The sequence below is a fragment of the Streptomyces sp. CC0208 genome, from assembly GCF_003443735.1.
GTDB classification, from domain to species: Bacteria; Actinomycetota; Actinomycetes; order Streptomycetales; family Streptomycetaceae; genus Streptomyces; species Streptomyces sviceus.
This window is the reverse complement of sequence record NZ_CP031969.1, coordinates 93225-114293: the sequence shown is the minus strand read 5'-3', so window position 1 is coordinate 114293 and position 21069 is coordinate 93225. Positions and strand designations below refer to the sequence as shown.

The 21069-nt window shown below is 68.0% G+C and carries 20 protein-coding genes and 4 pseudogenes; 6 read left to right on the top strand and 18 right to left on the bottom strand.

Annotated elements, in window-relative coordinates; genetic code table 11:
• Nucleotides 1-242: 242 nt before the first annotated feature.
• Nucleotides 243-2015, bottom strand: coding sequence for a S8 family serine peptidase (locus tag D1369_RS00590; protein ID WP_118082190.1), 1773 nt, complete (start codon nucleotides 2013-2015; stop codon nucleotides 243-245).
• A 567-nt stretch (nucleotides 2016-2582) separates the two neighbouring features.
• Here D1369_RS00590 and D1369_RS00585 point away from each other — a divergent pair.
• Nucleotides 2583-3326, top strand: a complete 744-nt coding sequence (locus D1369_RS00585; RefSeq protein ID WP_007387095.1) for an SOS response-associated peptidase — start codon at nucleotides 2583-2585, stop codon at nucleotides 3324-3326.
• A gap of 82 nt (nucleotides 3327-3408) precedes the next feature.
• On the opposite strand, the pseudogene D1369_RS43625 reads toward D1369_RS00585, so the two are convergent.
• The 3 genes and pseudogenes from D1369_RS43625 to D1369_RS00575 form a co-directional block, all read right to left on the bottom strand.
• A pseudogene (locus tag D1369_RS43625) lies at nucleotides 3409-3690 on the bottom strand (transposase); the annotation flags it as partial.
• A gap of 159 nt (nucleotides 3691-3849) precedes the next feature.
• On the bottom strand, nucleotides 3850-4935 hold the full coding sequence (locus D1369_RS00580; RefSeq protein ID WP_007387096.1) for a LuxR C-terminal-related transcriptional regulator: 1086 nt from the start codon (nucleotides 4933-4935) through the stop codon (nucleotides 3850-3852).
• A gap of 10 nt (nucleotides 4936-4945) precedes the next feature.
• Nucleotides 4946-5377 carry an ester cyclase gene (locus D1369_RS00575; protein ID WP_037902617.1) on the bottom strand — a complete coding sequence of 144 codons (432 nt, stop codon included), beginning with the start codon at nucleotides 5375-5377 and terminating at the stop codon, nucleotides 4946-4948.
• 513 nt (nucleotides 5378-5890) lie between these two features.
• Between D1369_RS00575 and D1369_RS00570 the strand changes: the two genes are divergently transcribed.
• Nucleotides 5891-6358 (top strand): hypothetical protein, encoded by a 468-nt coding sequence (locus tag D1369_RS00570; RefSeq protein ID WP_037902619.1) that lies wholly within the window; start codon nucleotides 5891-5893, stop codon nucleotides 6356-6358.
• A 121-nt stretch (nucleotides 6359-6479) separates the two neighbouring features.
• Here the strand turns inward: D1369_RS00570 and D1369_RS43620 are convergent.
• The 5 genes and pseudogenes from D1369_RS43620 to D1369_RS43375 all read right to left on the bottom strand — a co-directional run.
• Nucleotides 6480-6590 (bottom strand): annotated as a pseudogene (locus tag D1369_RS43620) (IS5/IS1182 family transposase); the annotation flags it as partial.
• Between the two features lie 120 nt (nucleotides 6591-6710).
• A pseudogene (locus tag D1369_RS43615) lies at nucleotides 6711-6839 on the bottom strand (IS5/IS1182 family transposase); the annotation flags it as partial.
• Nucleotides 6840-6919: 80 nt separating this feature from the next.
• Complete coding sequence (locus tag D1369_RS00560) at nucleotides 6920-7312, bottom strand: MerR family transcriptional regulator (protein WP_007387100.1); 393 nt, start codon at nucleotides 7310-7312, stop codon at nucleotides 6920-6922.
• Between the two features lie 48 nt (nucleotides 7313-7360).
• Nucleotides 7361-8410, bottom strand: a complete 1050-nt coding sequence (locus D1369_RS00555; protein WP_007387101.1) for an NADP-dependent oxidoreductase — start codon at nucleotides 8408-8410, stop codon at nucleotides 7361-7363.
• Nucleotides 8411-8558: 148 nt separating this feature from the next.
• A pseudogene (locus D1369_RS43375) lies at nucleotides 8559-8681 on the bottom strand (IS5/IS1182 family transposase); the annotation flags it as partial.
• A gap of 245 nt (nucleotides 8682-8926) precedes the next feature.
• Between D1369_RS43375 and D1369_RS42750 the strand changes: the two are divergent.
• Both D1369_RS42750 and D1369_RS00545 read left to right on the top strand, forming a co-directional pair.
• Nucleotides 8927-9076, top strand: a complete 150-nt coding sequence (locus D1369_RS42750) for a hypothetical protein (protein ID WP_158680191.1) — start codon at nucleotides 8927-8929, stop codon at nucleotides 9074-9076.
• A gap of 114 nt (nucleotides 9077-9190) precedes the next feature.
• On the top strand, nucleotides 9191-9409 hold the full coding sequence (locus D1369_RS00545; protein ID WP_158680192.1) for a hypothetical protein: 219 nt from the start codon (nucleotides 9191-9193) through the stop codon (nucleotides 9407-9409).
• A gap of 872 nt (nucleotides 9410-10281) precedes the next feature.
• Here D1369_RS00545 and D1369_RS00540 read toward each other — a convergent pair.
• The 3 genes from D1369_RS00540 to D1369_RS42745 form a co-directional block, all read right to left on the bottom strand.
• The gene (locus D1369_RS00540; RefSeq protein WP_007387103.1) at nucleotides 10282-11625 is read right to left on the bottom strand and encodes a cyclopropane-fatty-acyl-phospholipid synthase family protein; all 1344 of its coding nucleotides are present in this window, start codon (nucleotides 11623-11625) and stop codon (nucleotides 10282-10284) included.
• A gap of 237 nt (nucleotides 11626-11862) precedes the next feature.
• Nucleotides 11863-12990, bottom strand: coding sequence for an SGNH/GDSL hydrolase family protein (locus tag D1369_RS00530; RefSeq protein WP_050789825.1), 1128 nt, complete (start codon nucleotides 12988-12990; stop codon nucleotides 11863-11865).
• A gap of 751 nt (nucleotides 12991-13741) precedes the next feature.
• Entirely contained in the window at nucleotides 13742-13909 is a 168-nt protein-coding gene (locus D1369_RS42745; protein ID WP_162950991.1) for a hypothetical protein, read from the bottom strand.
• 154 nt (nucleotides 13910-14063) lie between these two features.
• Between D1369_RS42745 and D1369_RS00520 the strand changes: the two genes are divergently transcribed.
• Nucleotides 14064-14756 carry a maleylpyruvate isomerase family mycothiol-dependent enzyme gene (locus tag D1369_RS00520; protein WP_007387106.1) on the top strand — a complete coding sequence of 231 codons (693 nt, stop codon included), beginning with the start codon at nucleotides 14064-14066 and terminating at the stop codon, nucleotides 14754-14756.
• Nucleotides 14757-14801: 45 nt separating this feature from the next.
• Here D1369_RS00520 and D1369_RS42740 read toward each other — a convergent pair whose 3' ends face one another.
• Nucleotides 14802-14996, bottom strand: a complete 195-nt coding sequence (locus D1369_RS42740; RefSeq protein WP_158680194.1) for a hypothetical protein — start codon at nucleotides 14994-14996, stop codon at nucleotides 14802-14804.
• Between the two features lie 312 nt (nucleotides 14997-15308).
• Here D1369_RS42740 and D1369_RS00515 point away from each other — a divergent pair, with 312 nt between their 5' ends.
• Nucleotides 15309-15602, top strand: a complete 294-nt coding sequence (locus D1369_RS00515; protein ID WP_007387107.1) for a hypothetical protein — start codon at nucleotides 15309-15311, stop codon at nucleotides 15600-15602.
• A gap of 252 nt (nucleotides 15603-15854) precedes the next feature.
• Here the strand turns inward: D1369_RS00515 and D1369_RS44455 are convergent, their stop codons facing one another.
• The 5 genes from D1369_RS44455 to D1369_RS00490 form a co-directional block, all read right to left on the bottom strand.
• A complete protein-coding gene (locus tag D1369_RS44455) occupies nucleotides 15855-16040 on the bottom strand; it encodes a DUF1737 domain-containing protein (protein WP_007387108.1) in 186 nt (61 codons plus the stop codon).
• Nucleotides 16041-16176: 136 nt separating this feature from the next.
• Complete coding sequence (locus D1369_RS43605; RefSeq protein WP_240436030.1) at nucleotides 16177-17289, bottom strand: class I SAM-dependent methyltransferase; 1113 nt, start codon at nucleotides 17287-17289, stop codon at nucleotides 16177-16179.
• On the bottom strand, nucleotides 17286-18635 hold the full coding sequence (locus D1369_RS00500) for a hypothetical protein (protein WP_007387110.1): 1350 nt from the start codon (nucleotides 18633-18635) through the stop codon (nucleotides 17286-17288). The genes D1369_RS43605 and D1369_RS00500 overlap by 4 nt, the downstream gene beginning before the upstream one ends.
• The gene (locus tag D1369_RS00495; RefSeq protein ID WP_007387111.1) at nucleotides 18632-19780 is read right to left on the bottom strand and encodes a hypothetical protein; all 1149 of its coding nucleotides are present in this window, start codon (nucleotides 19778-19780) and stop codon (nucleotides 18632-18634) included. The genes D1369_RS00500 and D1369_RS00495 overlap by 4 nt, the downstream gene beginning before the upstream one ends.
• On the bottom strand, nucleotides 19777-20892 hold the full coding sequence (locus D1369_RS00490; RefSeq protein ID WP_240436029.1) for an ATP-grasp domain-containing protein: 1116 nt from the start codon (nucleotides 20890-20892) through the stop codon (nucleotides 19777-19779). The genes D1369_RS00495 and D1369_RS00490 overlap by 4 nt, the downstream gene beginning before the upstream one ends.
• Nucleotides 20893-21069: the final 177 nt, after the last annotated feature.

Genomic DNA, 21069 nt, shown 5'->3' with positions numbered 1-21069 from the left:
CCGGCGCCCGCTGCTCGAGCGGGCCGGCACCTCTCGGGTTGCGTCCGCGCTGCCCGTACGGTCAGCGCGGACACAACCTGCAGCTCGTCAGGGAGGCGCACGGTGAGCCGGCAACCGCCTCCAGGCCGTCCGCGGCCTTCCTGGACGCCTCCGGCATGGCGGCCCCACCGCGGCGTACACCGCCGCCGGGGAGCTCTCGCCGGCACGGTGCCTGCTGTACACGGGCGTTGCCGGGCCCTGCGCTAGAAGGTCAGGTTCCAGGCGTCGATCTTGCCTGTGTCGGAGGCGGCGTTGTCGTTGACGCGCAGCTTCCAGGTGCCGTTCGCGACCTCCGAGGAGGCGTTCACGGTGTACGTCTGGGCGATGTTGTCGGCGCTGCCGCCGGCGTGGTTGTGCAGCGTGTAGACGGTGCCGTCCGGCGCGACCAGGTCGACCTTCAGGTCACCGATGTAGGTGTGCTTGATGTCCACACCCACCTTGAGGGTGGCCGGGGCATTGCCGGTCACACCGGTGACGGTGATCGGGCTCTCGACGGTCGCGTTGTCGTTGATGGCGAAGTCCGCGAGGTTCTCGAAGTACTTGCCGGGCGGCGGGGTGGCCCCGACGGCCTTGAGGGCGTCGACCTGTCCTTCGCCGAAGAACGAGTTGTTGGCCGTCGTGCCCGTGCAGCGGCTGTCCGAGGGGCAGGCGATGTCGTTGGCCTGCTCGGCCAGCTTGGCGCGGATCTGCGCCGGGGTGATGCCCGGGTTGGCGCTGGCGATGAGTGCCGCCACGCCGACCACGTGCGGGGTGGCCATCGAGGTGCCGCTCTTGCTGCCGTAGCCGCCGCCGGGGACGGTGGAGTACACGTTGCTGCCCGGCGCCGCGACGTCGATGACGCCCTGTCCGTAGTTGGAGAACGAGGCCTTGGTGACGCCGGTGCCGTTGGCCGCGACCGTGACCACGCCCGGCAGCTCGGTCGGGATGTCGAGGCAGGCGTTGGTGATGGTGCGGGTGACCGGCGTCGAGTCGTTCGGGCTCGCGGAGTCGGTCGTCTTGTGGGCGAGGTCGTAGTTCTCGTTGCCCGCGGCGGCGATCTGGAGGGAGCCCTTGCCCTCGGCGTACTCCTGGGCGCGCTTGACGCCCTCGATGATGGCGGCCTGGTCGATGTTGTCCGGGCAGTTGAACTGCCACGGGTCCGTGTAATAGCTGTTGTTGGTGACCTTGAAGCCGTGGTCGCCGGCCCAGACGAAGCCGCAGATGGTGTTCTCGGCGAAGAAGAAGGAGTTGCCCGGCTCGGCGACCCGGACCGCAGCGATCTTCACCCCGGGTGCCACGCCGACGACGCCCTTGCCGTTCTTGGCCGCGGCGATGGTGCCCGCTACGTGGGTGCCGTGCGTGTCGACGTCCCGCCACGCGCCGGCACGGGTGTCGGGCTTGCCGTAGGCGCAGGAGACCGAGTCGGCCGCGTCGAAGTTGGGCGCCAGGTCCTGGTGCTGGTCGTCCACACCGGTGTCCAGGATGCCGACCGTGACGGAGGCGGAGCCTGGGTTGACGGCCCAGGCCTGGTCGGCCTTGATCTGGCTCATGTCGGCCCGGACCGGTTCTCCGGCCGGGGTCGAGGCCTGGGCCGGATTGGCCGGGAGCGCCGGGCTGTAGGCGTCGGCCGGGACGTCCGAGGTGCGCGTGGCGCCGACCTGCTGCACGCCGGTGACGCCGCGCATGGTGGCGGCGAATCCGCTGGACGCCGAGTGGGCGACGATCACGCCGATGGCGTCGAAGTTCGAGAAGACGGTGCCGCCGTTGGCCGTGATCGCCGAGCGGACCGCCGAAGTGTCACCGGGGGCGGTGATCACGAGGTAGGCGCGCGTGCCTGCCACCCAGGCCGCACTCTGGGATGCCGATGCCGATGCCGGCGCGGCGGCAGGAGCCTGGGCTTTGGCGGCCAGCGCGCTGGAGGGGACGACGGGGAGCGTGCCCGCGAAGGCGCCCGGGGCGCCGAACGCGAGGGCGGCGCCGAGCGTGGCCGCGAGCACCAGCGTGCGTCTGGGGCGGCGGCTGGATATGTGGGGTATCAATGCGTCCTCCGGAGACGGCCCGGCCGTGCTGAGGGCACCGGCCGGGCCGTACGAAACGAGTGGTGGGAGCAAGATGTCAGGTGCATGCTCCTGTACGGAAGTACCTTTCCGTGCAGGGACGTTCCAGAGGCGTGGCTGAAAAGAGACTCCCCCCGGGCATCGGAGGGCGGGATCCACCGAGAGCACGCGACGTCGACCGCGCTCTGGCGTACGCCGCTGGGCTGGTCCCGGCCGCGCTGCCCGCAGCAGAGCGCCGGACTCCCGCGGCGCCGACACCGCCCGCGCCCTGGTGGCCGTCGGCCCTCTCGTGCCGGTCGAAGCTCCCGAGCAGAACGGACGCAGTTCCCGGACCTGGGGGTACAGCGTTTCGGGAGCCATCTCGCCATACCCTGTGAGCTGCTGAAACGGGCTTTCGTTCTAGCCCTTCCGGGGCGCCTTTTTCGTACGTCGTTCCCGGCGACTGCCACCTCGGCGCGGCGGCGCGGGCGCCTTTGCGCAGTGCCGCGACGGTGCGAGAGTGGCGGTATGTGCGGTCGATACGCTTCCACTCGCAGCCCGCAGGAGTTGGCTCCGCTCTTTCAGGTGCCCGACGTCCCGGCGAAGGAGACGCTCGCGCCGAGCTGGAACGTCGCCCCGACCGACGACGTGTGGGCGGTCCTCGAGCGCGCACCCCGGGGTGATGAGGACACTGGCGTGGTGCAGCGGGAGCTGCGGCCGCTGCGCTGGGGGCTGGTGCCGTCGTGGGCGAAGGACGTGAAGGTCGGCGCACGGATGATCAATGCGCGGGTGGAGACGGTGCACGAGAAGCCCGCCTACCGCCGCGCGTTCATGAGGCGTCGCTGTCTGCTGCCCGCCGACGGCTTCTACGAGTGGGAACAGACGAAGGACCCGGCCACCGGAAAGGCCCGCAAACAGCCGTACTTCATCCACCCTGAAGAAGAGCAGGTGATGGCACTCGCCGGGCTGTACGAGTACTGGCGCGACCCGGCCGTCCAGCAGGACGACGACCCGGCTGCCTGGTTGATGACCTGCACCATCATCACCACCGAAGCCACGGACGCAGCCGGCCGCGTCCATCCCCGCATGCCGCTCGCCCTTACCCCCGACCACTACGACGCCTGGCTCGACCCCGGCCACCAGGATCCCGACGAGCTGCGGGCCCTGCTCGGCCAGCCGGCCGAAGGCCACCTTCAGGCCCGGCCAGTCTCCACCGCCGTCAACCACGTCCGCAACAACGGCCCCCACCTCATCGACGAACTCACCGCGTGACGCCTTCCGGCAGGAAGCCGGTGCGGTCGGCCGGGCCGCCCGCACCACCTGCCTTCGACCGCGGTTTCTCCAGTGCCGGCACGTGCAGCTGGTGGTCCCAGACGCCCGCTTCGTTCCAGGCCGCCAGACATCGCCAGACGCCGCCAGCAGGTCATCCCCGAGCCGAAGCCCTGTTCCTGGCCGGTGCTCACACTGAATGCCGGTGTGCAGCACGAACAGGACCCCGCACAACGCCTGCCGGTCCGGCACTCTCGACCTGCCTCGGCCCAGGCTCTGGCAGTAACGGCTCGATGAGCGACCACAGTTCATCCGAGACGATCCACGGCCGCGACTGTCTCTTCCCTCGACCGCACCAACGATCCAGTAGGCCGACAGCCACATGATGTTGCGAGGCGACTCTTGCACGCCCACGATGGACGTCGCCCCGAGCGTGCCTTTGCGCCGGGTGGTGCCTGTCGCTGACCTGGGAGGCCCGCCTCTCGTGAACCGGATCAAGCAGTTCACCGCCGGGAAGGCCTGCGCGTTACTCCTCCTGGCTCGGCCGGTGCGAGGAGAGGAGCGCGGCGATGAGCTCCCGTCGGCTGCGGACGCCGAACCGGGCGAAGACGGCTGTCAGGTGCTCCTGGACGGTGTAGGCGGAAACGTGGAGCCGCTCCACGATCTCGCGGGTCGAGCAGCCCTCCAGTACAAGGGCGGTCACCCGGTTCTGTGCCGGGGTGAGGCCGTGCGCGGCCAGGATGAGGGATCCGATCTCGGCGGCGGGGGCAGGTTCGACGACCACGCCGATCTGCTCCCCTGTGGGGCCCCGCAGCCGGGTGGCGTGCAGCGACAGCCACTGACCATCGCTCGTCCGCAGCCGGACGGATCCGTGGCGGTCCGCCGCGGCCGACCCCGGCACGTCATCGGGTGTGGCCAGGTGCGCGGCGACGGAGTACACGGGTACGGGCAGTCCCACGATCCGGGGGCCGGGCAGCCGGGCGAGCCACTGCTCAGCGTCCGGGCTGATCGAGACGAGGGCGAGCTCCTGGTCGAGCACGATCACTCCGGGGGTGCCCGGTGGTGCGGGCCCCTTTCGCCTCAGCGTCTCCTGGACGACGGTACGGCGCAGGCCCTCGGCCAGGTGCGGAGCGAGCTTCCTCAGTACATCGAGGTCCTGGCCGCAGAAGCCGGCCTCCCCGTCGGCCCGATGCAGGCACAGCACGCCCCAGCAGTCGCCCCCGGCGGTCAGAGCGGCCCGCAGCTCATCGCCCAGGCCCAGACCGGCCATGATCTCCCGGTAGCGGGCGCTCTCGCAGCGCTGCCCCCGGGTGGCCCGGTCCAACGACGTGACCTTGTCGGGCCCTCGGGCGAGCGCGGTGAACTTGTTGACGTCTTCGCGCCCGTATTCGTTGTCCAGGAAGAGGGGACTGACGCCGTCCAAGGGCTCCTGGGCCGCCGTCGAGGTGAACAGCAGGGTCGCCGGATCGACGGACGCGAAGAAGACGGCTTCTACCGGGAGGATGTCCGGCAGACGGCGTAGCACCTCGATGGTCAGCTCGGGCAGGTCCAGGCCTGCGTAGCAGCGGTCGATCAGCCGCTCGACGCGTCGCTCCGGGATGCCGGTGGCCATGATGTCGACGCTACGCCGAGGTCGGCGTCGGCACGAGCCCGAGCTGGCGCAATAGTCCGAGGTCGTCCAGACGGCCCCACCGCTCCACGATCCGGCCGCCCCGGACCCGGAAGATGTTGATCCCCTTCAGGACCACGGTGCGCCCGTCACCCGCGACGCCCATCACCTCGCCCTGCTGGGTGCCGGAGGCGGTGAACTGCTCGACCACCAGCTCCCCCTCGCCGACCAGGAAACCCAGGTCGGAGTGCCAGTCCGGAAACCCCTGCCGGAAAAGGGCGCCTGCGGCCCTCATGCCCTCCCGGTCCGGGCTGACGCCGACCGGCGGGTCGTGATTGACGAAGTCCTCGGCGAGGTAGACGTCGACGGCCGACAGGTCACCCCTGGTGAACAGCGCGTCGATGAATGCGGTCACGGTCTGCTTGTTCTGCTCAATGGTGTCCATACAGAAAATCCTCGGCACACCGAGTCGGGTCCGGAACCCCAACTCTTTGGGGTATCCCGGCGCCGGGCTCAGGGTGCCCGGCGCCGGGGCGCGGCGGCGTCCGATCCGCTTCCTTGCCCGCTTCGTCGGCCCCTCTCAGGCACTCAGCCTCGGCGACAGCGCAGCCTACGACTACCCGGCCCGCGTCGCACTGGCCGCCTGATCCCCTTCACCTCCCACCCGCTCCGAGGCCCGTCGCCCACACCGTCCTGCCCCGGGACGGGCGGCCGCTGCCCGCAAGGAGAAGCATCCGACCGGTGCCAGAGGTGGCAGCACCGCACGCCCTCATGGAGGCACGTCAGCGCAGGCGACGGCCTCGAGCGTGCCGCGGTGATCGGCCCACCGCCGTCCCCGGACCGGAGCGGCCGACATGAGCGGCTCGATCCGGGGGTTTTCCCCGCTTTTCAGGCGTAAACGGTGGTGTTCGGGGATCCTGTCGAGGTACCTCTGAAAACCACTGCAAGGAGACCCCCAGTGCGCCGCCCGACCCGGAAAGCCTTCGCCGCCCTCATCGCCGCAGTCGGCCTCGCCCTCCTCACTTCCACACCCGCCTCGGCTGCCGACACCACCAGCCGCTTCGCGAACTACCGCTACGGTGACTGCCTGCGCGAGAGCTCCGAATCCGGCCTCAAGGGTGACCGCTGCACCACCGGACGCGGCAGCCTCCTGTGGCAGTGGAACGGCCGCCTCAACACCAACACCACTCTCAAGAACAACTTCTGGGGCCGCTGCCTCGACAGCAATGACCGGGGCGACGTCTACCCCCTGCGCTGTAACGGCGGCTCATACCAGAAGTGGCGGACCGTCCAGCCCGCCGCCCGCAGCGCCGTCATGCTCCAAAGCGTCGGCACCGGCCGCTGCCTCTACCAGCAGGACGACGGCTACTACCGCACTGCCCGCTGCGACCGAGGCGCCCAGAACCAGCGCTTCACCATCGGCTGAACGGATCTCTCGACCGCTTCAACATGCCGCCGGGCGAGCAGCTCTTCTTTACGCGAGGCCGGAAGGCGGTCCGTTGGCCGCGGTGGTGACCTGATCGGGGTGTTCTTCCCGTCGCAGATCAGAGGTGTTTACTGCCCGTCTTTGCGCGGTCGACCGGTGACGGGCCGGTCGCCTCGCCCCCGTTCTTTGCGCGGATGTGGAAGGCATCCACGCAGGCCCGGGTCCAGTCCAGGGCGTCGGCTGCGTGCAACTCGGCGAGCAGGATGCCGTGCAGCGTCTCGAAGTCGCCGGCCTCATGCCACCGACCTGAGGTTCTGTCTCTTTAGAACTCGCGCAAATTGGCAGGGGGACCTCATGGGCGGCGCTGTGGCCGAGCTTCCCATCGGTGAGTGGCCCAGGCTCGACGGATGAGGCCACGGAGAGCGATGATCGCGTCGGCAAGGTCGAAGAACGCGTTGATAAGGCACGGACGATCCTCGTATAGGCAGCAGATCCGGGCCGCCTTGCGCGGCACGTTGGATGGATTGCTCGTCCGGCCGAAAAGGCCGCGGCACTTCACAATCAAGCGGCCTTCTCGTCTGCGGTGCCGCCGGGTGCCGCCAGCCACGGCATTCGGTGGACGAGGCTGTCGCGCAGCTCGGTGAGGATCGCGATTCGCTCATTTAGCTGGGCCACCCGCTGTGCGCCGACGCCGTAGCCGTCGGCGCACCGCGGTGAGTAGGAGAACACCTCGGGTAGATCGGCGTCGAGGTAGGCCAGGAGGGACTTCACATCGTCCACGGTGAACCCGCAGGACAAGAGCTCACGGATGTTCCGGACCCTGCGTACCGCGCTGGGCTCATACAGGCGATAACCCGCCGTCGTACGGTCGGACTCCAGCAGGCCCTGCTCCTCGTAGTAACGCAGGGCACGGGTCGTGGTCCTGGCCTCCGCGGCCAGTTCACCGATCAGCATTGCAGCCACCTCCGAGTCCGACCATAAAGCTTCACCTATACGTCAAGGTCAACTCCCGAGCCGGACCACCGTCTTCCCGGTGTACGCGCCGTTCACGATATCGAGGAGAGCCTGCGGTGCATTGGCCAGCCCATCGATCACCGTCTCGTCATAGACGATCGCGCCCTCACGCAGCCACGTACGGAATTGCGCGCCGAACTCCGGCGCACGCTCAAGGTGATCGCCCACGGTGAAGCCGCGGATGGTGAGTCGCTTACCGAGGACACTGAGCAGGTCGCCGGGACCGCCGTCGGGACCGGCTTTGCTCTGCCGGTTGAGGGCTCCGCACACGGCGATGCGGCCATGTGGGTTCATGATCTCGATCGCGGCGCGCAGCTGTTCGCCACCCACGTTGTCGAAGTAGACGTCGATGCCTTCGGGGGCGGCCTCGCGCAGCCGGTCGACGATCGGTCCGTCGTGATAGTCGAAGGCTGCATCGAACCCGAGCCTCCCGGTCAGATAGGCGGCCTTGTGCCGCGATCCGGCGCTGCCGATCACCCGGGCCGCTCCCTTGAGCCGGGCGATCTGGCCGGCCATGCTCCCAGTCGCCCCCGCCGCACTGGAGACGAAGACGGTGTCGCCGGGCCGTAGCTCCGCCGCGTCCATGAGCCCGACGTAGGCGACCAGTCCGAAGCCCAGGTAAGTGGAGGGCGTCGGGTAGGCGTCCCGGTCGACGCGGCGGAACAGCCCGGCCTGCGCCACGGCATACTCGCGCCAGCCAAGCCGGTGCATCACCAGGTCGCCCTCGCCGAGTGACGAATCCGCGGAGGCGACCACTTCACCGATGGCATCGCCGTACATCACCTCGCCGACTTCATAACGAGGCATCGGCAGGCCGGACTCGCCCGTGATCAGCATGAGCATGCCGGGGTCGAGCGACATGAACAGATTGCGGACCAGTACCTGCCCCGGTTCGGGATTGGGAACAGCGACCTCGAGGATCTCGAAGTTCCCGGGAGCGGGCAGGCCATCAGGCCGTGCGACCAGCCGAGCCTCCAGCCCGGTACGGCAGATGCCGGAGCGGCTGGAGAGCGTTGTGCTCTTCGAAGATGTGTCCATGCCGACGACGCTAGGGATTGACCCATGCGTGAAGGTCAAGCCGTCCGGCCGGCGGCGGCCTCGAGGTGTACCTGGAGGCCGAACGGGGTGTTGGCCCGCACGGAGTGCACACGACTCAGCGACGCCGCCTATCAGCGTGACCTCTTAGTTAGCGACTTGCCCAGATGGGGATGGCGGCGAGGTGGAGTGGGGCCTGGTAGGCGATGGCGAGTTCGTCGCGTCGTGTGGCCAGGCCGCGCCACTGTGTGAGGCGGTTGATGAGCGTCTCGACGACGCGGCAGATGTCGCCGGCCCCGTACGACCCGAGGCGTCGATAGTGAGGTCGAAGACGATTCGCTCGCCGGCGGGCAGCGTGCGCTCGCCGGCGCCATTCATGACGATCGGTCAGGATCGTCGTCATTTCCTGCTGGACGCCTGGCGCTGGAGCGGGATCTCAAGCGTCCGTTCCACCACGCCCCCAGCGAGCAGTTGATGCGACTATCAGTCCTACGAACGAGCCTGTGAAGGAGCCGCGAGGTGGGTCACGAGTCGTCGCACTACCGAGAGCTCTACCGGCAGTCACTCTTCTACCGGCCCGGAAGCACGCTGCTGACCACGATCCGCGCGTACACGGGCGGGCCCACACCGGCCCGCCCCGACGACCCGGCTGTCCGTTTCCATCCCTAAGGAGTCGCGTACCACCAGGCATTCGGATACGATCCCGTGATCAAACTGGGCTGGCCGGCGGTCCGCGCAGTCGCTGTTCTCCCCGGACCGGTCCCGGATCGACAGGCCCTGTGTGTGTACCGGATCAACGAACCACCACAGCCCGACGTCCCGGCCGACGAGATGTTCACCGGCACGGGACGGGGCCTAGGAACCCACTTCCAGGCGCTGTTCGGCACGAGACTCGTGGTCCATCTGCACCACGTCCGGGGCCCGTCACTGAAGAAACTCGCCCGGCGTCTACCCGCCTGGACAGACGGCCGCGTCACCCTCACCACCGAACGCCCGGCCTGAAGCAGGCCGCCACCACATTGGCGCGGTCGCCCCGCCACTCGGCGCCTCTAGATCGTCAAAATCTGTGATCTCGTGGTCGCGGGGGTCCGCCGCTGGCCGTACCTCCCGGCATATTCAGCAACTTCATGCCGCAGTGGGGGACGGTGGCGTCCGAACAGGTGGCGAAGGACAAGCCCCACACCGGCGGCTTCACTGCCTGGTCGGGCAAGACGGGGAGCAGCAGACGGGGACGGTGATCGTGAGGATGCGGGTGCTGGCCGAGGCCCCGTCACGGGTGTGGATCGCGGTCAGCGGGATCATCGGCCCCGCCACGCAGCACCACGTTCGGCAACGCATGAACCGTCATGCTGCGGCCGGAACCAGCGCGTTCTACCTCGATCTACGGGAGTCACGGTGCACCGATCGGTCGGGCTGTGATCATCGACGATGATCTCATTCCGCGAGAGCCGCACCCGCCGTCGGTGGCGCGGCGCACCCGGTTCGAGCCTGGCACCCAGCTGTCCGGCTCGGACTCTGCGGTCTTGGTGAGGTGATCCCTGACCACGGACGAGGAACTGCGGGACGGTGTACGGCTGATAGGGGAGGGAAGCCGAGCCCGAGCAGCCCGTCCTCCTGCAAGGACGCACGGACGTGCACGTCTCGGTCTGCTCGTCGTCGTACAGGCTCGCGCCGGCGTCGGTACCGACACAAACGATCCGGCCCGCGCGGATCGCGACGGTCTTCTGGATCCTGCCGCAGGTGTCCACGGTCAAGACATGACCGTTGAGCAAGACCGTGTCAGCAGGCAGCACGTCAGGCGGGCTGCGGCTCCCACCCACCGACGGCACCGGACCGACGCCTCGTCAGGCGAGCGCCGAGGTCGAGGTCTAGGTCTAGGTCCAGGTCGAGGCCCCCAGGAAGTCCCTGCGCAACGGCATGCCGGACCGGCCGTCACCGCCGGTCCTGACCGCCAGCACCTGGTTGACGCCCATCGTGTTGGTCTCGAACCCGACCGCCGACGCCGCCATATACAGGCGCCAGACCCGCGCCCGCCCGGGCGAGGTCAGCTTGACCGCCTCGTCCCAGTGCGCTTCGAGGTTGGCCACCCACTCACGTAGCGTGAGGGCGTAGTGCTCGCGTAGGGACTCGACGTCGCGCACCTCGAAGCCCGCTTCCTCCAGCAGCGACACGGTGGAGCCTATGGGAGCCAGCTCGCCGTCGGGGAAGACGTACCGGTCGATGAAGGGGTCCATCCGGTACTTCCCTTCGTCCCGCACAGGACGCCGCGATATCTGGTGGTTGAGCAACCTCCCGCCGGGCTTCAGCAGTTGATGCAGGATGTCCGCGTACTCTCGGTACCGCTTCCCGCCCACGTGCTCGGCCATACCGATCGAGGAGATCGCGTCGAAGGGGGAGTCGTCGATCTGGCGGTAGTCCTGCACCCTGATCTCCACCAGGTGCTCAAGCCCCGCTGCGGCAACACGCTCACGAGCCAGTGCCGCCTGCTCGTCCGAGATGGTGACCCCCACGACCTGTACGCCGTAGCGTCCGGCCGCGTGCAGGGCCATCGAGCCCCAGCCGCAGCCCACGTCCAGCAGACGCTGACCCTTGCGCAGAGCGAGCTTGCGGCAGACCAGATCCAGTTTGGCCTCCTGGGCCTGCTCCAGAGTGTTGTCGGAGCCGACGGACGGGTCGCCCTGCCAGTAGGCACAGGAGTAGACGAGCGAGGGGCCCAGGACCAGGGCGTAGAAGTCGTTGCCCACGTCGTAGTGGTGGCTGATGGCCGCCTTGTCCCGGCGCATGCTGTGCGCGGGACCGCGACGGCGCACCACCTCCTCGGCGGGCGGTTCCGGCGGGAGCCCGACCCCCGCGAGGCCGAGCGCCCGACTCACCGTACGCAGGCTGCCGGGTGTGGTCAGCACACTCAGCGCTCCGCGGAGCGCCGCCGTGCGGCCGCCGGACTCCTCCCGTTCCCACAGCAGCGTCGAGATGCGTTTCAGCAACTCGTACAGGTCGCCGTCGACCTCGAGGTCTCCGGCCACCCAGGCGCGGGCAAGCCCCAGCTCGCCGGGCCGCCACAGCAGACGCCGCAGGGCTTCGCGGTTGTGCAGGACGAAGGCCGGCCCGTCCTGGGGACCGGCCGTGCTGCCGTCCCAGAGGCGGATTCCCACAGGCAGGGGGAGACCCAGCGCCTGTTCACTGAAGCGGGCCAGAACTGCTGCGGCTGGTTCAGTCATGTGAAACCTCTCAGTTCAAAACGCGGGCCTTCTTCACCGGCCCCACATCGGCCAGCAGCTGGTGGGCGTAGGAGCGGGGGATGGAGAGCACCCTTGTGTGACCGTGCCCAGCGCGCTGTGCCTTGCGCAGCAGGGCGAGCCCGCCCTCCTGGTTGCCCGGTCGTCCGTAGGCGGGCAGCAGGCCGCCCGCGACATTGCGGGCAGCCTGCTGCCGTCCTGGGATTTACTGACTGACTGTCAGCTCTCGTTGGTCGTACGGCGCCTGCGCGCGAAGTAGACCGCGGCGCTGCCGACCGCCACGACGGCGAGACCGGCACCCGCGAGGACGGGGGTGCTGCTCGACGCGCCGGTTTCGGCGAGGTCTCCGTTCGTGGACGGCTGGTTTGCTCCCGTGTCGCTGCCGGTGCCGCTGCCGCTGCCCGTGCTGGTGCCGGGCTCGGGCGTGGCCGAGTCGTCAGGGACGGGGGTAGGGGACGGACTCGCACCGGGCACGTCGTTGTCGGCGAGCTGCGCCGCGACGGCGCCGGCGATCAGCTTGTGGCCGTCGGCGTTGGGGTGGGGGTCCTTCTTCGTGCACGCCCAGGTCAGCCGGCAGATCTTGGCCACGTTGGCCGGCACCTCACCCGCGCCGGGCACGTTGACCTGGGTGGTGAAGTCGTCCGAGGAGAAGGCCCCGGCCAGGTCGGCCACCTTGAAGCCGGTGGACTTGTACACCTGGGTGATGCCCGTGTTGGCGGCCCCGACCAGGGGTGCCGACTCCTTGGCGGCCTGCCGGCCCGCGGCGCCCAGCAGCCAGGTCGCCAGGAACGGGTTGTAGTACGTCGAGCCCACGAACTGGGTGTTCTTCGTGCCCGCCTCGCGGAGCGCGCCCGCGACCTGGGCGATGTTCTTCGCCATGGTCTGGCTCCGGCTGTTCAGGCACGCCCCGTCAAGGGTGCCGGCCGGGCTGACGCAGTTGAGGAGGATGTCGTTCGCGCCCACGCTGAGGGTCACGTAGGCGACCTTGCCGCGGTGCTGGGCCAAGGCCTGCAGGGCGGCGTCCAGTTGGGACTTGGCGTTCGGGTAGTCGCACTTGCCGCCCTTGATCAGAGACTCGGTGGTCTCAGCGGTGCAGCCGAGGCGTATGTGCTTCAGTCCGGGGGTGCGCTGCTTGAGCTGCGCGTAGAGCTGGTCGGTGTAGGCGAGGTCGGTGTCCTTGTCGACGTCCGGCTGGTAGCCCGTGGTCAGGGAGTCGCCGAGCGAGATGTAATACGTGGCGTCCTTGCCGTTGGTCGCCTCGTCGGCGATGGCCGGTCCGGGCGTGCTCAACGCGATCGCCGCAGCAGAGATGGCCAGTCCGGGGCCGAAACGCTGGAGGAATCTCATCACTTGGTGCACTTTCAGTTGTTTGGGGGGTCCGAAATGCCGATCAGCATGGGGTGAGACAGCGTGGAAGCAGCGCAACTCAGCCGCCACGGTTCCCGGGCTCCCGGAAAAGGCCTTTCTGAAAGGCCTAGATGGGATGTATGCCGCCAATGAGGTAGCGGGTCCCGCCCGGGTTCATTTCGGTGCGGGCGTCAATCTAGGGGGCTGGTAACCGGCCTGGCTGTGGGAAGGCCGACAAAGTGACGGATCCTTTGACACGTGTAACTGCCAAGATGATCCCATCAATTCGCACTTGGTGACGGGACCCGTTGGTAGCCTGTCTGTCGGTGATCGACTGGGGAGGAATTCTCCTCTCAGAAGCAGGCGCCGGAGTGCGGACGCCGCCCGGGCTACGACGCAGCAATCCGTCAATCTCGTGAATCCGCCCTTGAATCCGTTCACCGGCCCAGTCCAAGCCGACGCCCAGGTCAAACCAGTGCCGATCCTTGCGGACTTCGGGCGGTGCGAGGTTCACCGCCGCCCAGGAGAAGACCCCCGGGAAGATGGAACGCCCGTGCTGCGTGGTGCGCACGGACAACGCAAACGGCGCGGCGAGTGCCGCGCGGGTGACCAAGCCGTCGACGCGCTCCCAGTCCAGTTCCCCGCCCCCGGAGTACGGGGAGTTCCACGCCCACACCTCGTACAGTGCCCGGTCCGCCAGTCCTTGCGCGAATGCCTTCACCACGGCGGCCCGGGTGGGGGTGAGGGCCGCCTACTCGGGCAGCGGCGAGACTGTGCCCTTGGGCAGGCCCCGCGCCGCTTCCCCGTCCACGACTGGCATGTCCCGCACCGCGCGCACAAGCGCGGCGGTGACGGGGCACTGCCGGCCGACCTCGCGCTCGTAGGCGGCCGCGGGCGTGATCCACCCGGCGGCCTCCACGTACTTCCAGTCGGCCGGGTGCCAAGCCGACGGGTTCGCGGATGCTCGGGGTCGAACCGCGGGGAACCGGAAGGGGGCGTGGCGCCCGCTGGCGTAGTAGCCGACGTGTTGGGAGGGCGCGGGACCACGGGTTGAGGCTGGATACTGTCAGCCCATGGCTTCGCTTCCCTACCTCCAGCTGCTGCGCCAGGAGGCCGCTGCATTCAGCGCCTGCCTCGAGCACGACCTGAGTTTGCCCGTGCCGCATTGCGGGGACTGGACGCTGCGTGACCTGGCCGAGCACATGGGCCGAGGCAACCGCTGGGCCGCCGCGGCGGTCACCGACAAGCGCGGCGACTACGAGGCGCCGCCCGCACCGCGCGTCGACGCCGAAGTGCGTGGTTGGTTCAACGCTTCGGCAGACGAGTTGCTCGCCGTGCTGGACACGGACCCGGCCATCGAGGCGTGGACCTTCTACCCGCCACACACGGTGGGCTTCTGGCAGCGGCGGCGCGCTCAGGAGATGCTGATCCACCGCTGGGACGCGCAGAACGCCCTAGGAGAGGCTCTCCCTTTCAGCCCAGAATTCGCGGCAGACGGCGTAGCGGAGGTCTTCGACACGATGGCGCCGCGTCAGGTCAAGCTCGGACGGGCTGAACCACCGCGCCATGCGCTGCGACTGCGGACCACGGACACCGGCCAGTCCTGGACCTACGGTCCGGGCGAGCCGGTGGCCGAGATCTCCGGAACGGCGGAGAGGCTGCTGCTCATGCTCTGGGGCCGGTTGCCCACTGACGATGCGTCGATCTCGTGGTCCGGAGACCGCGCGGCGGGAGCAGCCGCTCTTGCCGGCCCGCTGACGCCTTGACCGCCGCCGCATGACGCGGGGATTCATAGGCCAGGTCCCAGGTCGTCACCGTGTGTGGTCGCCGGGGGCGTAGTGGTGCCAGGTTCCTCCAACCTCTTCGGCGATCCGGGTGGTGTGGTCGTCGTTGTAGCCGAGCATCCGTGCGATCACTGGGGCCGGGACTTGGAGCACGAGTTGGCGGATCGCCGCTGTTCGTCCTGGCCGGGTCAGGAAGTCGAGATGGCGGAGCCTGGGTGCCATTGCTTCCGGGGTCATGGGTTGTCCGGCCCGGCGACCGGGGAAGTGCCATCGGGCACCGGGGTTGGTCGCGGTCCTGGTGTTCGGCCGCTGTCCCAGGTAGTCCAGCAGCATTCCGTGGCGGCCACGCGGTCCTGGAGTGGGACGTCGTCGCGGTTGACGAGCTGTCGCAGTAGCGCGAGCCGCTGGTGCCGGGTGATCGGCGCGGGATTGTCGCGCTGCGAACGCGGGTCTGCTCGGTGACCATCGCAGGATCATTCGGGAAGGTACGCCCTCCGCGTTCAACCCGACAGACCGATCCACAGGTCTTGAGTATTGCTCCTGTTCCAGCGGTGGCTCGCCGAGCAACTGTTGACCGTCAGCGATCCCGAGCACCGCAAGCTCCTGGAGCTCTTCGCCGCCTGGCACATAGAACGCCGGCTCCGCACCCTGGCCGACCGGGACCCGCTCACGGGCAGCCAGACCAAACAGGCCCGCAACGAGGTCCACCTTGCGATCGCCTCCCTCGACCACCGCGCTGAGCGTTCCATCAAGCGCTGCGGCCCGCGCTGGAACCGCCCGCCGCCCGTCGACACTGGTGGGCCTGCGCAGAGGCCAGAGGCCCTCTGATGCCCGCACACCACTACCGCACCGAGATGACCGACCGCTTCGCAATCTGGGAGCAGATCACCCAAGGTCGCCGGCTTCTCCGCCACGGCCTGAGCACAGCCCGGAGCCGGGCCCCACCACGCTGCAACACGCTGTCAGGCACTCACGCGCCCAACAGCGTGACAGCGCCCCGACAGAGCCCTGGCGTTGAGGGGGTTGAAGGGGCCATTTCGTGTCACGGGCCGGCCATGACCACCGCTGCTCGGCGGACCGCTACGGCAGCGCTCGCCAGACCAGCGCCTGGGCGACGATGACGTTCTCGCCGTTGAAGGTGATAGCGGGGCCTTCGTGCAGTGCGTAGCCGAGGTCGATTGCCTCGCTCACTCGGTGACAGAAGGCGGCGTCGTCCGGGCCGGTTACGACACGGTAGATGGGCAAGCCGTCCGGTGGTGTACTCATGGGAAAAGGTTCTCAGCCGGTGCGTGAACCGTGCATGGCGCCCTGCCGGCCGTGACCGAAAAGCGGCGGCCTTCCGGCTCCCGGATCTCGGATCTCGGAGGGAACCGGCCGACCGCCGCGGGCAATCGATGTCGGATCAGGAAGTCCGCTCCCCGCCCTCCGGCTTCTGGAACAGCAGCATCGTCGAGGATCCGAACGCCTCGGTGTCGGTGTGCGTGCTGCTCACCAGGCTGAAGCCGTACCGGCTGATCTCCTCGGCCAGGGCGTCACCGGAGCGTTCCGAGTAGGGGAGTACCTCCAGGCCGATGTTCTTCTCGCCGTCCGCGACCCGGATCCTCCTGGAGATCACCCGGCCCGGAACCAGCTCGTCCGCGACCTCCGTGTAGTCCGGAATGGAGAAGAAACCCTTACCCCACTCGCTCGCGCAGTGGTCCACGATGAAGTGGCCGCCCGGGCGAAGGATGTCGAAGACACGGGAGATGTGACTGCCTCGCTGCTCCTCGTCAACAAGCATGTGGAGGCAGCCCATGTTCATGGCGAGGTCGAAGCTGCTCTCACCGAAGCCGCGAAGATAGATGATGTCGCGCTCCACGAACCCCGAGGCATCCAGGTTCGCGGCGGTGGCCAGCTCACGCGCGCGAGCCAGAGCCGAGTGCGACACATCGACCGAGACCACGTCGTGTCCCTGCGACAACAGGTACAGGGAGTCGCGTCCCTCGCCGCATCCCAGGTCGATGATCTGTCCGGAGAAGACGTCCGGGCGCTCCCGGATCATCTGGAGGAGCGAGGCGTTCGGCTCCGCCGACTCCCACAGCTCGGCGCCGTTCTCGTACACGGTCCGGTAGCGGTCCTCGTAGCCGTAGTAGTAGTCGCCGATCGAGCCGACGATGCTCCGTACGTCGTCGCTGGTGGGCGAGAACTCCACCGGCGAGGCCACGACGTCCGCTTCCGCGCCCAGCACCATGAGCGTGGTGTCGTCGAGCAGTCCGATCGCCAGAATGTACTGCGACTCGTTGCACTCGACCGGCTCGCCGACCCCGAAGGGCGCACAACACTCCTTCAGCGTGTCCAGTGTGAGCGCGGCGGTCTTCTCACATATGAAGACCGCTGCTCGTCCCTGGGTCACCTTGGCGGCGAAGCCGGACGAGCTGTCCAGCTGCCAGACGGTGTTCCGGTCGGCGAGTTTGATCTCGGCCAGCTGCGTACCCTCGGGCGCGGCTTCGTCGAGAATCGCCTGGTAGTAGCTCACTTCAGTACCCCCTGTGTGTGGTGCTGCGTGTGGTGTTCGGGTGTGCGCAGAGCCGCCAGACGGTCTTCGTACGCCTGGACTACCGGGCCCTGATGCCGGAAGATCCGGCCGAAGTCGCGAATGTGCTGCGCGACTTCGTAGTTCTGGCAGCGAAGAGCGGCTTCGATCCCGGTGAGTTCGATGACGTCGCGCTGAGCGTTGCTGCCGCCCATCGGATACGCGCGACGGAAGGACCTGGCCAGCCGGGCCGAGGCGTCGGCGTAGTCGCCGGTCGTGAAGGACCGGAAGCCGAGGAATATGTCGACCATTTCCTCGGACATCTCCTTGTCGCGGGTCCGGGCCGCTGTCAGCAGGGAGTCGGCACGGCCGTATTCCCCGACCTGGCAGTAGGTGATGTACGCGTGGAAGTCGTTGAAGAGGTACCAGCTCTCCTCCAGGTAGGGTTTCCAGTCCTGGAAGAGCGACCGCCAGTAGGCGGAGAGGTCCAGCGAGGGCCTGACGAGGGCGAGACGCCACAGGAGCGTGACGGCGTCGAGGTCCTCGGGCGACCGCAGTGACGTTTTCCTGCGGATGCCGACGCGGTAACACGCCAGTACTTCCTGGATGTTGTCGGCGTAGAGCTCGAACAACGCGTAGTGCCACCAGATGTGGATACGCATGGGGGTCGAGCCGTCCCGGCCGCGCATGTACTCCCGGATGTAGCGGGAGCCCTCCTCGTGGCGACCTGTCTCGTAGAGGCAGTGCACCATCGCGTGCATCGCGTAGATGTCGTCGGGGTTGAGTGCGAGGGCGGTCCGGCAGCGTTCGATCGCGGCCGGGATCAGACCGTTCTCCTCAAGTGCGAACGCGTACAGCCCGTTCAGGTAGCCGACGACCGGATCGTCGGCCGTGAAGGCCTCGATGACCTCCGCCGTCGACGCCAGCATGTGCGGTGCGTCGCCGAGGTAGAAGTCCAGCATGTGCACAGTGAAGACCGACACGGCATCCCCGGGATACGTGTCGAGGATGCTCTGGAAGCCGTCTCGGGCGCCGACCAGATCTCCCACGGCCCAGGAACCGATGGCGGAGAGCATCGCCCTGGTCCGGGGTTCAGTCAGGCCGGTCTTGACGAGGGAGGCGTGGATCGTCGCGGCCTGCATGACCGCTGACCGCTCCATGGAGCTCAGAAGGTCTACGGCGAGCATCAACTGGAGTGCGACGGGCGGGGTGGGCCGAGCGGACGGACGACATCGTTCGTGGTCCAGTTTCATGGAGACCAGTTGGACGATCCCCCTCTCGACGAGCTCCATGTCCGACGGCTGGTCGACAAGATGCGGAACGCCTCGGGAATCGGTGAGCACTGTCATTCGGACACCTCGATCGATATGAGTCGACTGCTCTGGACCTTGCGAATTCCTTGGAACACGAGAACAAGCAGCAGTGTCAGTGCGAACGGGGCCAGCCAGATGTGGGAGGAGAAGTACCTTCCGCCCGCCAGGACCGCGGCCAGCAGCACGAGTGAGGAGGCGTTGGCGTTCGCCACGATCGCACCGACCTGTCGTGGCGAGAAAGCCGATGCCGCCTCCGCGCGAAGGACCACCCGCATGGAGCCGAAGGCGCATCCGAGGGCGAAGATGGCGACCATCTGCGGCGCTCCGAACCCCGGGACGGAGAACCAGAGCGCCATCGCCCCGGCCACTGCAACAGCGGCTCCCACCAGTACCCAGGACCCCAGGCTCTTCGTCAGACGGTGCAGGAAGGTTCCTGCGACAGCCATTCCGATGCCGAGGAACATGTCCATGATTCCGACGGTCAGCATGCTCCTGCCGTTGGAAAGGGCTTGCAACGGCAGCATGAGGTTGAACGTTCCCAGGACGGGCCAGACGAGCATGAAGGCGAGGAGGTACAGGACGCTGAGGCTGCCCTGGCTCTTCGGGTCGGCCTCCTGCAGCGTCTGTTCCGTGGCGGCGGCGGTCCGGTGCGATCCCAGGCTCATGACGGCTACAGCGGCGAACAGGACGGCGCAGACGACCACTACCCCCTCGGCCCGGATCGCGCGCGTGAACAGCGGCGCGAACAGCGGGCCGACCATGAGCGCGACCTGGTTGACGGTCATCGTCAGTGAGCTGTGCTTGCGCAGGACGACGTTGTCGAGCCCGGACGCCTCGTCGTTGAACCAGACCTCCCAGGTCGATTCCAGGAAGAAGAAGAAGATCCACAGAACGAAGTTCAGGGCTACCACCACGTGCACGTGGTCGTAGCCGGCCGCGATCAGGAGCAGGGTCAGGGAGACCCCGGCGAGGCCGGCGGCGGTCATCCTGGCCCCGCCGGCGATCGGACAGAACCGGATCAGCGGCGGAACGAAGACGGCGGGTACGAAGGAGAGCGCCGTCGAGATGGCGAGTGCGTCATAGCCGCCCCCCTGAGAGGAGGCGATGTGCCAGTTCAGGAGCAGCAGCACCACTCCGTTGAAGAACCGGTAGAGACCGGAGTAGAGCGTGTACCGCGTCACTTGCCGACCGTCTCACCGCTCACGAAGATCTGGTCGGACAGCTCGTTCGCCATGGTCACTGGCAGTTGGGTCTTCTCGCTGAACAGTTCGTCCCATTCGAGTTCCACGAGGCCTTCCCTGGTGCTCCAGTTCTTGGCGGCCTGGGAGATGTCCCCTCGCTTGGCACTGATGTTGATGCTCCGCACCTCGGGCGGCAGCGGCTTCCCGTCGAGGATGTCCTCGATACGTCCGGGCGCGGCCTTGAGGAACGCTATCGCCGAGGTTCTGGTGGGCACCGCGCCGGCGGCGACGTCAAGGAGGTCGGAGCCGAGATATGAGCCGACGTGCAGTCGGTAGGGGTTGAGCGAGTACGCCCTCTCGACCTGGTCCATGATCCCGTCGCCGCCCGGCCGGGCGGCCACCTCGATCACCCAGGCCGTCCCGTCCGCGTCGAACTTGATCTCCACATGGGCGAGACCCCGGTCGATGCCCAGCGCGGTACAGGCCCGTACTGCGAGGTCGGTCAGCACCGGGTCTCCGGTGCGGTGGCTCGGCACCAGGTGCGCGACCTCGGCGAACCAGGGGCGGGGGGACAGGTACTTCTCGGTCACGGCGAGCACCTGTGCGCGGCCGGCGCCGCAGAGGACCTCGACGGACACCTCGTCGTCGGAGTCGATGAACTGCTCGACGAGATACTTGTCGCCGAGGATGTTGAACGACGATCCGTACTGCGCGATGACGGCCTTCGACTCGGCGAGACCGGCGACCGCCTCCTCGCGCGTGGTGGCCAGGACGACTCCGCCGCTGCCGCCGAAGTCGTACGGCTTGATGACCACGGGCAGACCGACGGACTCGATGGCGTCGAGCAACTCCTGCTCCGACTGCACGAGTCGGGAGTCGGGAGCCTGCACTCCGGCGGCCAGAAAGGCCTGCTTCATCGCGTACTTGTTCCGCGCGTTGGTCACCGTCGTGGCGTCCAGTCCGCCCAGTCCGAGGACGCGGTTCACGGTGTTCGCCGAATCGACGGTCCAGTCGTTGAGCGGAATGACCATCCTGGGGTGCCAGCCCTGTGCGGATTGTGCGTGAATGGCCCTCAGCAGGGAATCCGAGTCCTTGGGATCGGCGGACAGCATGTTGTCGAACGTGCGGTTCAGCTTGCGTACGGAGTCTTCCGTGGCTGCCCAGACGGGGAGATCAACGGCCTGTTTTGCTCCCGAGAAGGCTCGTTCGCGAAGATACTGGTCGGCTCCGAGCAGAAGTACGTATTCTTTTGTTTGCATGGATGCACTCCCGATGTTCAAGGATCCCCC